The organism is Variovorax paradoxus NBRC 15149 (genome assembly GCF_001591365.1).
Classification (GTDB): domain Bacteria; phylum Pseudomonadota; class Gammaproteobacteria; order Burkholderiales; family Burkholderiaceae_C; genus Variovorax; species Variovorax paradoxus.
On sequence record NZ_BCUT01000002.1, the window covers coordinates 490089 to 503279 of the forward strand.

The following is a 13191-nucleotide window of genomic DNA, read 5'->3' on the forward strand; positions in this document are numbered from 1 at the left end:
CGTTGGCGCTGGTTCGACAATTCCACTCGCATTACTGAGACCGTTCTTTTCAGCACGCCTCGGCGGCGGCTTCTCGCCGAGCCGCGAAATGGGGCCCGATGCGCCAAGCCTAAGGGGGTTGCACCAAAGAACAAAGCAAAGCCGGCCAATAGGCCTGGGATGCCAAAAGGAATCAGTCTTGTTGTGTATCCGCAAAGGCGCAGATCCCCGTCGCCTGCATGCCCCGGAAGAAGCAGCGCGACCTTGCGGGATGCTGACGAGCCCGCTCAGGTTCCGTTCACTTGGCGGAACTAGCATCCGCGCATGTTGCTGGCATGCATCCGCCGATTCACCGAAGCGCACCGCAGGTTGTGGTGCGTGGCGGGCATCGCGCTGCTTCTGCTGCAGCCCTTCATCGCGGTTCATTTCCGGTGCGACGGCCTGGAAGACGAGCCCGGGCTGAGGGTGCGCAACGCCAGCGCCACGACCCAGTTCGAGGCCGATGACCGGCCGGATCATGCGACCGACCGGGAGACGACGGTCTTTGCTCAGGCCCCGGCCAGCATCGACCTTCCCCATGCGCTGAGCTCCGCGCTGGACACCCTGCTTGCGCTGGTTCTCGCGCTGGCCCCCCTGGTGGTGGTGCTGGCGCGGCCGACGGCGCCCGCCACGCGCGACATCCCCGAACGCGTGCCACACCACAGCGGCGCGCCGCCGCCCGCGCAATCGTGGCGGCGGCTGCCGCCCACCACCGCCCCCCCTTCGGCGATCTGAGAAGCGGCGCCTCGCGCGCCGGGCCTCCCGCTGCGCGCCGCGCGCGGGCCTTCCTGCTCCGTCGAAAGGTAATTGCGATGTTTCCGTTCTCCTGCTCATGCGACGCATCCCGCGCCGCCGTGCGTGCGCGGGGGCGCCCGTGAACGCCCTCAATTTCGCCGCGTTCCAATGGATCGCTGCCGGCCCCCGGCCCACGCCGTGGGTCCTTGGCCTCGCAATCGCCCTCGCGCTCTGGGGCAGCTGGCTCTGCGGGGCAATCGTCATCGCAGCCCTGTGGCGCCATCGCGCCGAACGCGCCTACCTGTGCATCGTGGCAGCGCTCGCGGGCGCGACATCGGCGATCGCGCATGCCATCGCACTGTCTTTGGACATGCCGCGGCCCTTCGTGCTGGCGCTGTCGCCGGCCTACATCGAACACGGGGGACGCGGCAGCCTTCCCAGCGCGCATGCGGCCGTCATGTTCATGGTGGCGCTGGCCTTCCTGCTGCGCCCCCGCCTGCGCGCGCTTGGCCTGCCGCTGCTTGCGCTGGCGGCCGCCACCGGGTGGGCACGCATCTACGTGGGCGTCCATTTCCCGCTCGACATCATCGCGGGCCTGTTGCTGGCCGGCGTGATCGCCGCGGCGCTGGCCCTCGTGCAATGGTGCGTGCATCTTGCCCTGCCGCGAACCGGCGGCGCATCCGGCGGCAAGGACGCGGCCGGTTCGCTGTGGAGGCCTTCATGATCTCCTCGACCGCTGCCGAACCCGCGTCCGCGCCCGCGCCCGCGCCTATCGTTGCCCCGCACGCGCAGGGCGCGACCGGGACGCAGCAACGCAGCATTTCCTGCGTGATCCCGTGCTTCAACGAAGCGGCCAACCTGCGGCAATTGCTGCCTCTGCTCGAAGAAACACTCTGGGCCACGGGAATGCGCTGGGAGATCATCGTCGTGGATGATGGCAGCACCGACGACACCGCGGCCGTGGCCCAGGCCTGGTGCGAACTGACCGGCTTCCGGTGCATCTCCCTGTCGCGCAACTTCGGCAAGGAGGCGGCGCTCTCCGCAGGCCTGGCAGCCGCTGCAGGTGACGCGGTGGTTGTGCTCGACGGCGACCTGCAGCACTCTCCGTCGCTCATCCGCGCCATGCTGGACCACTGGAAGGCCGGTGCGGAGGTGGTCTATGCGGTGCGCCAGGAGCGCAGCGACGAGAGCCGCCTCAAGCAGATCGGCAGCCGGATCTTCTACCGGCTTCTCAACGCGTCGGACCGCTTCGCGGTGCCGCAGGACGCAGGCGATTTCCGGCTGATGGACAGGCGGGTGGTCGATGCACTGATCAGCCTGCCCGAGCGCAGCCGCTTCATGAAGGGCCTGTATGCATGGGTCGGCTTCCGGGCCGTGGCCATGCCCTACACGCCCAGGCCGCGCGCCGCGGGCGCCAGCAGCTTCAACGCGCGGCGGCTGTTCGCCCTGGCCATCGACGGGCTCACCGCCTTCACCACCTGGCCGCTGCGCATGGTGAGCGTGGTGGGGCTGCTGTTCGCCGTGCCGGCGCTGTCATACGGCGTCTACGTGATCCTCGACCACCTGATGTTCGGCAATCCGGTCTCGGGCTGGAGCACGATCGTGGTCAGCCTGATGTTCTTCATCGGCGTGCAGATGATCTTCACCGGCATCGTGGGCGAGTACGTGGCGCGCATCTACGAAGAGGTCAAGGGCCGGCCGCTCTACGTGGTCCGCCGCGAAAGCGGCGTCGGGCTCGAGGCGCAGCAGCCATGAAGCGGCCCGGCAACGCCGCGGGGTGGACATCGCCCCAGCCGCTGTGGCTCGCCGCGGCCCTTTTCGCCTGGCTCATCGCCACCGCCTGGGTTCGCCCGCTGATGGCGCCCGACGAGGGGCGCTACGCCGGCGTGGCGCTGCAGATGCTGTATTCCGGCGACTGGCTGGTGCCGCGGCTCGACGGCCTGCCGTTCTTCCACAAGCCGCCGCTCTTCTACTGGATCGGCGCCGGCGCGATGGCGCTGGCGGGCCCCGTCGAATGGGCGGCCCGGCTGCCTTCCATCCTGGGTGCGGTCACGGCGGCAGCGGCGCTGTTCCTCTTCCTGCGCCGCTGGTCGACGGTGCGGCTCGCCCTGTTGTCCACCTTGGTGCTCGTGACCACGCCCTTCTTCTTCCTGGGTGCGCAGTTCGCGAATCTCGACATGCTGGTGGCCGGCTGCATCGCGGGCACGGTGCTGCTGGGCGCCGGCGCCGTGCTGGCCCGGGAGCGCGGCGAACCCTGGCGCGCAATGCTGGCGGGCGCCTACCTGCTCGCCGCGGCCGGTCTGCTCGCCAAGGGGCTGATCGGCGCGGTGCTTCCGGCGGCGGTGCTGCTGGCCTGGTGCGCGGTCACGCGCAAGAGGGCCGTGCTGCGCCTGGCCGCCTGGCTGCCGGGATGGGCGTTGCTGCTGGCGGTGGCCGGCCCGTGGTTCGTCGCGATGCAGATGAAGTACCCGGAGTTCTTCGACTACTTCGTGGTCACGCAGCACTTCCGGCGTTTCGCGTCCTCGGGCTTCAACAACGAGCACCCGTTCTGGTTCTACCTGCCGGTGCTGGCGGGCCTCACGCTGCCCTGGTTCGGCTGGCTGCTCGTGCCGCGGCGCCAGGAGGCGCCGCCTGCAGGACGCCGGCTCTCCGACATCGACTGGCTGATGTGGATCTGGCTCGCGGTCATCGTGGTCTTCTTCTCGATCCCGCGTTCCAAGCTGATCGGCTATGTGCTGCCGGCACTGCCGCCGCTGGCGTACCTGATCGCGCAGCGCGTGCTGGCGGGCCGGCCGCTGGAAGCGCTGCTGCCCAGGCTGCGCGCCATGACCCTCGCGGCTGCGGCCGTATGCGTGGCCTGCGTCGCGGCGATCGTGGCCTACGCCACGCCGCCCGGCGCGCGGCTGCGGCTTCCGGCGGAGCTGGCCGCGGCGCCCGGCGACCTGGTCGTGATGCTCGACAGCTACACCTACGAACTGCCGTTCTACTGGCGCCTGCGCAATCCGGTGCTCGTCTCGGCCGACTGGAAGGCGGCCGGCGACGAGGGCCGCGACAACTGGCACAAGGAGCTGCTGGACGCGGGCCGCTTCGATCCCGCACGCGCGGCCGCCACACTCGTCGAGCGGTCGCGATTGGCAGGCACGCTGTGCAGCCCGCGCACCAGCTGGCTGGTCGGGCCCAGCAACGCGCAGCTGGCGAACCCGTGGCTGGCGCGCGCGCAGCTGGTCGCGTTCAACGAGCGCATCGCGGTGTGGCGATTCGCCGGCAGCACGGCGCGCGATCCGCATTGCCTGGAGCTCTCGCCCGGGGCGCCCGCGGCCGCCATGCCCAAGCCGGCGGACAAGAAGACGGACGGCAATGACTGAGGCAACGGGGACGCAGCCGCCTGCGGCTTCGCGCCATCTCTGCATCTGCGCGGACGATTTCGGCATGAGCGCGGGCATCAACTCGGCCGTCTTCGATCTCGCCGAGCACGGCAAGATCTCCGCCACCAGCGGCATGGTGCGCCGCAGCGCCTGGCAGGGCGGTGCGGGGACGCTGAGACGCTTCGATGCGAGCCGGCTGGACGTGGGCCTGCACCTGGACCTCACGCGGCCGGCCGTTGCCGACGGCGCCGAGCCCGGGCTGGCGGGGCTGATCGCGAGGACCTGCATGCGAACCGTCGACGCCCAGGCGCTGCGCGCCGACATCCGCAACCAGCTGGACCGCTTCGAGGATGCGATGGGATGCCCGCCCGCCTTCGTCGACGGGCACCGGCATGTGCACCAGCTGCCGGTGGTGCGCGAGCTGCTGGTCGAGGAAATCGTGCGGCGCTACCCGATGCCGCGGCCGTGGCTGCGCTGCACCGCCGCGGCGGCCCCGGGCGCTGCGGCCGGCGGCATCAAGGCCGGCATCATCCATGCGCTGGGCGGCGCCAGCCTGCGCGCGCTCGCGCGGCAGCACGGCATTCCGGTGAGCCGCGGCCTGCTCGGCGTCTACGATTTTTCGGGCAGTGCGGCCGACTACCGGCAGCGCCTGTCCGCCTGGATCGCCGCCAGCCGCAGCGGCGACGTGCTGATGTGCCACCCGTCCGCCGGCCTCTTGCCAAGCGACCCGCACGGCGCCGCGCGGCTGCACGAATACGCCGTCTTGCGGGAGCTGAAAGTCCCGGTGTCCACGCCCTCCGGCGAGGTCGACATCGCACCGCTGTCGCGCATGCTGCGGATCGATGAGCCCGCTTTTGCCCAGGCCGCCGAATAACGCGGCGGTCCTGCCGGCCGGCCGCCGGCAGCGCTCGAGCGCCGATCCTTACTGCAGCATCGCGGGCGCCGGCGCCAGGCAGCGCTGCACGAAGGCCGACAAGGCGCCCACGTCGGGAATCTGCACGTCGCGGCGGCCCTTTTCGACGAACTCGATCACCTTGTCGCGTGCCAGGCGCGACAGGGCCCGGCTCACGCTCTCGAGCGTCATGCCCAGGTAGTTGCCGATCTCGGCGCGCGTCATGCGCAGCGTGATCTGGTCGGTGCGCATGCCGCGCTCGGCCAGCGATTCGGCCCAGTAGCGCAGGAAGTCGGCCACCCGCGCATCGGCCGGCAGCGTGCACACCGACATTAGCGAATCGCGGTCATGGGCGATCTCGCGGCTCATGGCGGTGTGGAACACCTGCAGCAAGGCAGGCTCCGCGAGGGATGCGGCCAGCAGCGCCTCGTAGGAAACGACCCAGACCTCGCCCGTGTCCATGGCCACGGCGTCGCAGGAGTAATGGTTGGCGGCGATGCCGTCGAAGCCGAGCCAGTCGCCGCGGAACTTCAGCCCCACCACCTGCTCGCGCCCGTCCGCGGAGAGATTCACGATCTTGAAGAAGCCCGAGTTCAGGATGTAGAGATTGCCGAACTGCTCGCCGGCCTGGTAGATCACGTCGCCGGCATGCACCACGCGGCGCTGCGGGGCCAGGCGCTCCTTCAGCAGCTGCTGCGTCTCCACCAGCTTCCGGCTGGCCCGCTCGTGGACCGCGATGCCGGCCTTCGGCATTGCTGCGCGTGCGGCGATGAATCCGTTCATCGCGGGTGCGGCGGCTTGGGTCAGTGACGGGTTGAACATTTGAAGAACTCCTGGTGTTGTCTGGTCGCGGGTCGATGGACGAATGCTAGGAAGCGCCAGGCAACACAGTGACAACCGCCGGAATCGGTGGGTAACGCTCGGTGAATGCTTTGTGTCCGGCGTGTATCAGCGCCGGCGCGCCCGGCCTTGATCTGCATCAAGGCCGGCATGCCTTCCGGAGGTAGTCTTTGGTGCTCACATCCAGGGGGCCCATGCTCTTTCCCTTCGAGAATCACAATTTCTCGGCCTTCCATGCACTGTCGCCCGAGGACGAGACGGCCTTGGTGAGCCGCGCTCGCCTGCTGCAGACGGCATGCCTGCGGGGCATTCCCTCGACGCAACTCAAGGGGAAGAAGCTCGGCCTCCTGTGCGACGAGAGCAACGACGGCAGCGAGAGCCAGGTGCTGTTCCTGGGAGCTGCCAAGGAGCTGGGCGCGCATGTGGCGACCATCCGGCCCGCGCTTTCGAGCCTCGGCAGCCCCGGCGAGGTCGAACACACCGCGCGCGTGCTGGGCCGCTTCTACGACGCGCTGGAGTGCCAGGGCATGGCACCCGACGTCGTGCGGCAGATCGGCCGGCATGCGGGCATCCCCGTCTACGACGGCGTTGCATGCGCAAGCCACGCCACCGCGCAGCTCGCCGACCTGCTCGACGAACGGACCTCCCCTGCGGACAACCGGCGCTTCGTGCTGCAGGCGCTGCTGCTGGGCAGCGTCGGCTGAGACGGAACGCGCGAGTTGATCCAGCGCAATGCCGCGGGCGCACGGCGTTCCTACAGTGAGTGCCCGGCCGCCGCCGATTCTTCGCGGCCCGATCCATGCCCCATTCACTGCAAGGAAATCTCATGAAAACCGATGCGCAATTGCGGGACGACATCCAGGCGGAGCTGGCCTGGGATCCTTCCTTCAAGGCCTCCGATGTCGGCGTGGCCGTCAAGGATGGCGTGGTCACGTTGAGCGGCCACCTGGCGAACTTTGCCGAGAAGCACGCCATCGAACGCGCGGTGCAGCGCGTGCACGGCGTGAAGGCGATGGCCGTCGAGGTGTCGGTCAGGCTGCCGTTCGACCACGAGCGCACGGACGCCGACGTCGCCATTGCCGCCGAGCGTGCGCTCGAATGGCATGTGCTGGTGCCTGAGGGCAGGATCCGCCCGATGGTGGAAAAGGGCTGGCTCACGCTCAACGGCGAGGTCGACTGGGACTATCAGCGCCGCGCCGCCGAGACCGCGGTGCGCAGCCTCATGGGCGTGAGGGGCGTGTCCAACCTCGTCAGGGTCACACCCAAGGTCAGCCCCGCCGACGTCGAGAAGAAGATCCACGATGCGCTCGCGCGCCAGGCCGAGCGCGAGGCCAAGCACCTGGCCATCACGGTGACCGGCTCGCAGGTCACGCTGCGCGGCAGGGTCCACTCCTGGGCCGAGCGCAATGCGGTGCAGGGCGCGGCATGGGCGGCGCCGGGCGTGTCGCTGGTCGTGAACGATCTCGTGGTGGGCAATTGACACGCGTCGCGCTGGTCACCGGCGGGACCTCCGGCATCGGTGCGGCCACGGCCGAGGCGCTGCAGTCTGCCGGCTATCGCGTGGCGGTCAACCACGGCAGCCGCTCCCAGGTTGCCGAGGCATTCACCGCGCGCACCGGCATTGCCGCCTTTGCCTGGAACGTGGCCGATGCGCCCGCCTGCACGGCGGGCGTGGCGCGCGTCGAGGCGGCGCTCGGCCCGGTGGAGGTGCTCGTCAACAACGCGGGCATCACGCGCGATGCGATGCTGCACAAGATGAGCTTCGAGCAATGGAAAGAGGTGCTCGACGTCAACCTCGGCGGCTGCTTCAACATGTGCCGCGCGGTCATCGGCGGCATGCGCGAGCGGCGCTTCGGGCGCATCGTGAACATCGGCTCGGTCAACGGCCTGTCCGGCCAGCTGGGCCAGACCAACTACGCAGCGACCAAGGCCGGGCTGATCGGCTTCACGAAGTCGCTGGCGCTCGAAGGCGCCGCGCGCAACATCACGGCCAACGTGGTGGCCCCGGGCTACACCGACACGGCCATGGTCGAAGCGGTCGATTCCCAGGTGATGGCGCGCATCCTGGCAGGCATTCCGGCCGGCCGCCTGGCCACGCCGGCCGAGATCGCGCGCGGCATCGTGTTCCTTGCCTCCGACGACGCAGGGTTCATCACCGGCACCACGCTGTCGATCGACGGCGGCAAGTACATGGCCTGAACCATGCACGCCATGGTCCTGGGCGCGGCGATGCTGCCGCTCGAATTGCAGCGGCGCAAAACCCCGGTGCCCGGTGCGGGCGAACTGCGCCTGCGCGTGCTGGCTTGCGCGGTCTGCCGCACCGACCTGCACATCGCCGATGGCGACCTGCCGCTGCCCGTTCTGCCGATCGTGCCCGGGCACGAGATCGTCGGCGTCGTGGAGGCGCTCGGCCCCGGCGTGGAGGGCTGTCGCATCGGCGATCGCGTGGGTGTGCCATGGCTGGGCCACAGCTGCGGCTGCTGCGACTTCTGCATCGACGGCCGCGAGAACCTGTGCGATGCGCCGCGCTTCACCGGCTACCACCGCGACGGCGGCTTCGCGAGCCACGTGATCGCCGAGGCGGCGTTCTGCCTGCCGCTGACCCTGCCCGAAGCGGATGCCGCGCGCATCGCCCCGCTGCTGTGCGCCGGCCTGATCGGCTGGCGCAGCCTGAAGGCGGCCGGCGAAGGCGCGCACCGCCTGGGGCTCTTCGGCTTTGGCGCCGCGGCGCACCTGGTGACGCAGGCGGCCGTGGTCCAGGGCCGCGAGGTCCATGCATTCACCCGGCCCGGCGACCACGAGGCGCAGGCCTTCGCGCGCAGCCTCGGCGCCCGATGGGCGGGCGGCTCGAACGCATGCCCGCCCCAGCCGCTGGACGCGGCCATCATCTTTGCGCCCGCCGGCGAGCTGGTGCCGGCGGCGTTGCGAGCGGTGCGCAAGGGTGGCCGGGTGGTGTGCGGCGGCATCCACATGAGCGACATCCCGGCCTTTCCCTATCGCTGGCTCTGGGAAGAGCGCAGCATCGTGTCGGTGGCCAACCTGACCCGCGCCGACGCCCGCGAGTTCCTGGCCTTCGCACAGGCGCATCCGCTGCAGGTGCACGTCAAGACCTATCCATTGCTGCAGGCCAACGAGGCACTGGCCGACCTGCGCGCCGGCCGGATCGAAGGGGCCGCGGTCCTGGTGCCCTGAACGGGCGCCGCAGGTGACCTCGCGCAAAGCACCGGAATGCAGGCGCGGGCCAGCACATCGCGCGAGACGCCCCCGAGAAGACGCTCGCGCAGCCTGCGCGATGCTCTACCGCGGCTTCGATGCCGTGCCGCCGCAGCCAGCCCTCGGCTTCACCGCAGCGCCGCGCACCGAGAACGCCGCCTCGCGGTCCCCGTCCCGTGCCATGCCACCAGCACCTTGTCTCCAACCGCATCGAAGCGGCCTGTGCGCGGCAGGATGAGCACGGATCCCCCGGCATGCAGCATCACTTCTTCCGGCAGGCGCACGTCGAAGGACAGCGGGTCCAGGCCGCGAAGCGGCGCGGCGCGGCTTTGGGCGCTGCGGTCCTGCAGCATGTGCGCGCCCAGCGACAGGCACTGTGCGCCGCAGGTCTCGAGCATCGCGGGCGTGTGCAGGCCAACACTCCACTGCGCCTTGCAAAGCGCCAGCGGGAAGGTGAAGTCGCCGGACATGATCGCGCCGGTGCGCAGGCCTACCGCGCAGGCGGCTGGAGGCGCTCCCGGTCCTGCATCATCTGCATGGTCATGTCCTTCATGGCCATGCAGCGCTTCATCATGTCGTCGGAGGGCGCGCCGGACTGCGGGGCCGGCGCGGCGCCCATCTCGCACATCATCGACATCCCGCCCTGCATGGCCTTCATGTGTTCGGCCATCAGCGCCTGGCGTTCCTGGGGGGTCCTGGCGGCCATCATCTTCCGGTGCATCTCGCGCATCTGCGCCATCTGCTGGTCCGACTTCATCGCCGCGGGCGCGGGCGCGGTCGCGGTCGCTGCAGGCGGATGGTGCAGCAGATGATCCTTGTCCTTCTGATCGTCCGCCGAAGTCAGCGCGGTGCAGCCGGCCAGGAAGACCAGTGCAATCGATCCCAATGTGCGAAGTGTGTTCATGGCGATTCTCCTGTGTTCAGCGCACCAGCAGCACGGGCACCGTGCAGCGGGCCAGTACCTTCATTGCCACGGACCCCAGCACCAGGTTCTTCAGCGCACCCTGCCCGTGCGATCCCATGACCACGAGGTCGAACTTTCCGTGCTCCGCAAAGTTGGCGATCTCTTCGGCGGCGTGGCCGACCTTGTGGGCGAACGCCGCCCCGATGCCGTGAAGAGCGAGCGCGGCGCGCACCGGCTCCAGGACGACGCGTGCCTCGTCTTCATAGTAGGTATGCGCGAGATCCGGCCCCGCGAAGGCCGCCGCGCGATGGGGCACCGGAAGCACCGCATTGAAGACCGTGAAGGCATGGCCTGCGTTCGACCACTCCTTGTGCGCAGCCAGGTAGTCGAGCATGCGAGCCGTGTATTCGCTGCCGTCCACGGCGAGAAGGATTTTCATGAGGTTCCTTTGTTGGCTCTTTGGAGATGAGCGGATGTTCGCCGCCGGCCGGCAGCTGCGTCTTGTTCCAGATCAAGGCAGTCGCGACGCGCGCGGCCTACATTGATTGCTCCATGAACACACACCAAGGGTGAGCCATGAACAAGATCCTCGTGGTCGTCTACTCCTACACGGGAACGTCGCGCAAGGTGGCGCAGCTGCTGTGCAGCCAGCAGGGCTGGCCCATGGCCGAGATCGCCGAGATCCGGCCGCGCGCCGGCGCCCTCGGCAGCTTTCGTTGCCTGCTCGATTCACTCTTTCGCCGACACCCGGCGATCCGCTGCGACGGTCCGAAGACGAAGGACTTCGACGCCGTGGTGCTGGTGTCGCCGATCTGGGGACAGCGCCTTGCCGGACCGATGCGCAGCTTCGTCGGCACGCGGCGCCATCACCTGCCCGACGTGGCGGTGATCTCGGTCATGGGGGGAAGCGGCGCGCCCCATGCCGTGGCAGAGATCAGCCGGCTGATCGGCCGCGCGCCAATCCTGGACACGGCGTTCACCACGCGCGAAGTCGACAGCGGCAGCTTCGCCACCCGGCTGCAGGCCTTCGGCACGGCCGTGCGCAGTGCCGAGGGCACGCAGTCGGCAGTCCGGCCCGTCGTGCTGTCGCCCCAGGCGGTTTGACCGGGCCTGCCGTGCGGTCGATCCGGCGCATCATTCTTGCCACCGCATGCGGCGGCCTGCTCGCGGTGCTCGCAGCTTGCGCCACCGCGCCCGCAACCGCACCGGTCGCGGCGCCGCCATCGGGCACGGGCCCGTCCCCGGCACCGGCCTTTTCCTCGCTTGTCGCAAGCCGCAGCGCTTCGGTCGTCGACATCAGCACGCTGCGCATCGGACGCGACCAGAATCCGGAAGACATCGAACTGGAGATCGCGCCCGAGCGCGACTTCGCCGACCGCCTCGCCTGGCCGCTGCCGGCCAGCGTGCGCATCAGCCAGATCCGCGACCTGGCCTCCGGCGTGATCATCAGCAGCGACGGCCTGATCCTCACCAGCGCGCACGTGGTCGCGAACATCGACGAGGCCCAGGTCCGTCTCGACGACGGCCGGCACTTCACGGCACGCGTGGTCGGCGCCGACAAGCGCACCGATGTCGGCCTGCTGAAGATCGACGCCACGGGCCTGTCCGCCGCCGTCATCGGAGACTCCTCGCGGCTTGCGCCGGGCGACTGGGTGGCGGCCATCAGCGCGCCGTTCGGATTCCACGGCAGCGTCACGGCGGGCGTGGTCAGCGCGGTGGACCGCCTCGTGGGCGGCGCCGGCGACGTCCCCTTCATCCAGACCGACGTCGCCATCAACCCGGGCAGTTCCGGCAGCCCGCTCTTCGACAGCCGCGGCGAGGTCGTCGGCATGAATTCGATGATCTACAGCGGCAGCGGCGGCTACATGGGCCTGTCGTTCGCGGTGCCCATCAACCTGGCGATGCGGATCGCGACGCAGCTGCGCGCGCGCGGCAGCGTCCGGCGCGCCCACCTGGGCGCGGAGTTCCAGGAGATCACGCCCGAGCTGGCCCAGTCGTTCGCACTGCCGGCAGCCGCCGGCGCACTCGTGGTCCGCGTCGAAGCCGACAGCCCGGCGCATGCGGCCGGCCTCGTGCAGGGAGACATCGTGACGGCCTTCGACGGCCTTGCGGTCTCGCGCCTGACCGCACTGCTGCGCCAGATCGAGGACCGTGTCCCGGGCGACCGCAGCCGCATGGAGGTCTGGCGCCACGGCGCGCAGCGCACCGTCTGGATCACGCCCTCGGAGCAGCCGGTGGCCAGGACCGCCCTGCTGCCCGCCGCCGCGCCTGAATGGAGCGATGGCCTGGGCCTGAGCCTGGGCGAAGTGTCCGCGGCGCAGAAAGCGCAGCTTCGCATCGACAGCGGCCTGCTGGTGCGCGACGCCACCGGGCTCGCACGCAGCGAAGGCATCCGCGCCGGCGATTTCATCGTGGCCCTCAACGACATGCGCCTCGACCGCGTCGACCAGTTCAGGCAGGCCCTGTCGCGCATGCCGGCCGGCCGGCCGATCGCACTGCTGGTGCTGCGCGACGGGCGCCTGGCGTATGTCGCGGTGCGCATGCCGGAACAACGGGCCGCCGCGGCAATACCTCTTCTTCGAACGCCGATTTCAACGAGAACGCAATGAAACATCTGAACGCCACCGACCGCGACATGCTGGCCCGGCAACTCGAACTCATGAAGAGCCAGGTCCTGCAGGAGCTGCGCGAAAGCACCCCGGGCCTGCAGCCAGGCACGGCCGACGATGCACACGAGGTGCGAAGCCATGCCGACGAGGCCGAGAGCGAGCGGCAGGACGACGTGCGCTTCGCGGAGATCGAGGTCGACCGCCTGCGATTGAGCCAGATCGAACAGGCGCAGCAACGCATCGCCGAAGGCCGCTACGGCCTGTGCATCGATTGCGGCGAGGACATCCCGCGCGACCGCCTGCTGGCGCAGCCCATGGCCATCCGCTGCGCCGCCTGCCAGGCGCTGGCGGAGGCGGGCCACCGCCGCTGACCGGTGCCGGCCTCGCCGAGCCGGGCAAGGGCCGAACCATCCGGAGATTCCATTGAGCATCCGCCGTCTCGATCGCCTGCTGTCGCCGGCCTCGGTCGCCGTGTTCTGCGCGCCGGCGCACACGGTGGCCGGGCTGGTCGGAGAACCCGGCGCGCTCGGCACCCGCGCCGTGGTCATCGTGACCGCGGGAAGAGTGCGCTGGTACATGCCGGATCCACCATGAAGTGGAGTGTGGCTGCCAGTC

The 13191-nt window shown here is 69.9% G+C and carries 17 protein-coding genes; 13 read left to right on the forward strand and 4 right to left on the reverse strand.

All coding sequences use genetic code 11. The features are described from left to right. The first annotated feature begins 303 nt into the window (after positions 1 to 303). From VPA02S_RS17080 to VPA02S_RS17100, 5 genes are all read left to right on the forward strand, one after another. The gene (locus VPA02S_RS17080; protein WP_062364889.1) at positions 304 to 753 is read left to right on the forward strand and encodes a hypothetical protein; all 450 of its coding nucleotides are present in this window, start codon (positions 304 to 306) and stop codon (positions 751 to 753) included. A 97-nt stretch (positions 754 to 850) separates the two neighbouring features. Continuing rightward, entirely contained in the window at positions 851 to 1477 is a 627-nt protein-coding gene (locus VPA02S_RS17085; RefSeq protein WP_280512840.1) for a phosphatase PAP2 family protein, read from the forward strand. Further along, a complete protein-coding gene (locus tag VPA02S_RS17090; RefSeq protein WP_062365390.1) occupies positions 1474 to 2508 on the forward strand; it encodes a glycosyltransferase family 2 protein in 1035 nt (344 codons plus the stop codon). The genes VPA02S_RS17085 and VPA02S_RS17090 overlap by 4 nt, the downstream gene beginning before the upstream one ends. Beyond that, positions 2505 to 4118, forward strand: coding sequence for an ArnT family glycosyltransferase (locus VPA02S_RS17095; protein ID WP_062364891.1), 1614 nt, complete (start codon positions 2505 to 2507; stop codon positions 4116 to 4118). The genes VPA02S_RS17090 and VPA02S_RS17095 overlap by 4 nt, the downstream gene beginning before the upstream one ends. Continuing rightward, positions 4111 to 4992 carry a ChbG/HpnK family deacetylase gene (locus VPA02S_RS17100; RefSeq protein ID WP_062364892.1) on the forward strand — a complete coding sequence of 294 codons (882 nt, stop codon included), beginning with the start codon at positions 4111 to 4113 and terminating at the stop codon, positions 4990 to 4992. Before VPA02S_RS17095 ends, VPA02S_RS17100 begins: the two co-directional genes overlap by 8 nt. A 48-nt stretch (positions 4993 to 5040) precedes the next feature. Here the strand turns inward: VPA02S_RS17100 and VPA02S_RS17105 are convergent, their stop codons facing one another. Continuing rightward, the gene (locus VPA02S_RS17105) at positions 5041 to 5832 is read right to left on the reverse strand and encodes a Crp/Fnr family transcriptional regulator (protein ID WP_062364893.1); all 792 of its coding nucleotides are present in this window, start codon (positions 5830 to 5832) and stop codon (positions 5041 to 5043) included. Between the two features lie 212 nt (positions 5833 to 6044). Here VPA02S_RS17105 and VPA02S_RS17110 point away from each other — a divergent pair, with 212 nt between their 5' ends. The 4 genes from VPA02S_RS17110 to VPA02S_RS17125 all read left to right on the forward strand — a co-directional run bounded on the left by VPA02S_RS17110 (position 6045) and on the right by VPA02S_RS17125 (position 9042). Next, positions 6045 to 6554 (forward strand): Rossmann-fold NAD(P)-binding domain-containing protein, encoded by a 510-nt coding sequence (locus VPA02S_RS17110; protein ID WP_062364894.1) that lies wholly within the window; start codon positions 6045 to 6047, stop codon positions 6552 to 6554. A 122-nt stretch (positions 6555 to 6676) separates the two neighbouring features. Continuing rightward, positions 6677 to 7330 carry a BON domain-containing protein gene (locus VPA02S_RS17115; protein WP_062364895.1) on the forward strand — a complete coding sequence of 218 codons (654 nt, stop codon included), beginning with the start codon at positions 6677 to 6679 and terminating at the stop codon, positions 7328 to 7330. Continuing rightward, positions 7276 to 8049 carry a beta-ketoacyl-ACP reductase gene (locus tag VPA02S_RS17120; RefSeq protein ID WP_218002180.1) on the forward strand — a complete coding sequence of 258 codons (774 nt, stop codon included), beginning with the start codon at positions 7276 to 7278 and terminating at the stop codon, positions 8047 to 8049. The genes VPA02S_RS17115 and VPA02S_RS17120 overlap by 55 nt, the downstream gene beginning before the upstream one ends. A gap of 3 nt (positions 8050 to 8052) precedes the next feature. Beyond that, positions 8053 to 9042 carry a zinc-dependent alcohol dehydrogenase family protein gene (locus tag VPA02S_RS17125; RefSeq protein WP_062364897.1) on the forward strand — a complete coding sequence of 330 codons (990 nt, stop codon included), beginning with the start codon at positions 8053 to 8055 and terminating at the stop codon, positions 9040 to 9042. 149 nt (positions 9043 to 9191) lie between these two features. Here the strand turns inward: VPA02S_RS17125 and VPA02S_RS17130 are convergent, their stop codons facing one another. The 3 genes from VPA02S_RS17130 to VPA02S_RS17140 are packed head-to-tail and all read right to left on the reverse strand — an operon-like array spanning position 9192 to position 10406. After that, a complete protein-coding gene (locus VPA02S_RS17130; RefSeq protein ID WP_062364898.1) occupies positions 9192 to 9533 on the reverse strand; it encodes a hypothetical protein in 342 nt (113 codons plus the stop codon). A gap of 20 nt (positions 9534 to 9553) precedes the next feature. Further along, entirely contained in the window at positions 9554 to 9967 is a 414-nt protein-coding gene (locus tag VPA02S_RS17135; protein WP_081247571.1) for a hypothetical protein, read from the reverse strand. Between the two features lie 16 nt (positions 9968 to 9983). Beyond that, on the reverse strand, positions 9984 to 10406 hold the full coding sequence (locus tag VPA02S_RS17140; protein ID WP_062364900.1) for a universal stress protein: 423 nt from the start codon (positions 10404 to 10406) through the stop codon (positions 9984 to 9986). Between the two features lie 137 nt (positions 10407 to 10543). On the opposite strand from VPA02S_RS17140, the gene VPA02S_RS17145 reads away from it, so the two are divergent. The 4 genes from VPA02S_RS17145 to VPA02S_RS31750 are packed head-to-tail and all read left to right on the forward strand — an operon-like array spanning position 10544 to position 13170. Further along, positions 10544 to 11071, forward strand: a complete 528-nt coding sequence (locus VPA02S_RS17145) for a flavodoxin family protein (protein WP_018905984.1) — start codon at positions 10544 to 10546, stop codon at positions 11069 to 11071. Continuing rightward, positions 11068 to 12576: a trypsin-like peptidase domain-containing protein gene (locus VPA02S_RS17150; protein ID WP_062364901.1), complete on the forward strand. Its 1509-nt coding sequence runs from the start codon at positions 11068 to 11070 to the stop codon at positions 12574 to 12576. The genes VPA02S_RS17145 and VPA02S_RS17150 overlap by 4 nt, the downstream gene beginning before the upstream one ends. Continuing rightward, positions 12573 to 12947, forward strand: coding sequence for a TraR/DksA family transcriptional regulator (locus VPA02S_RS17155; RefSeq protein WP_018905982.1), 375 nt, complete (start codon positions 12573 to 12575; stop codon positions 12945 to 12947). The genes VPA02S_RS17150 and VPA02S_RS17155 overlap by 4 nt, the downstream gene beginning before the upstream one ends. A 52-nt stretch (positions 12948 to 12999) precedes the next feature. Beyond that, positions 13000 to 13170 carry a hypothetical protein gene (locus VPA02S_RS31750; protein ID WP_155736589.1) on the forward strand — a complete coding sequence of 57 codons (171 nt, stop codon included), beginning with the start codon at positions 13000 to 13002 and terminating at the stop codon, positions 13168 to 13170. Positions 13171 to 13191: the final 21 nt, after the last annotated feature.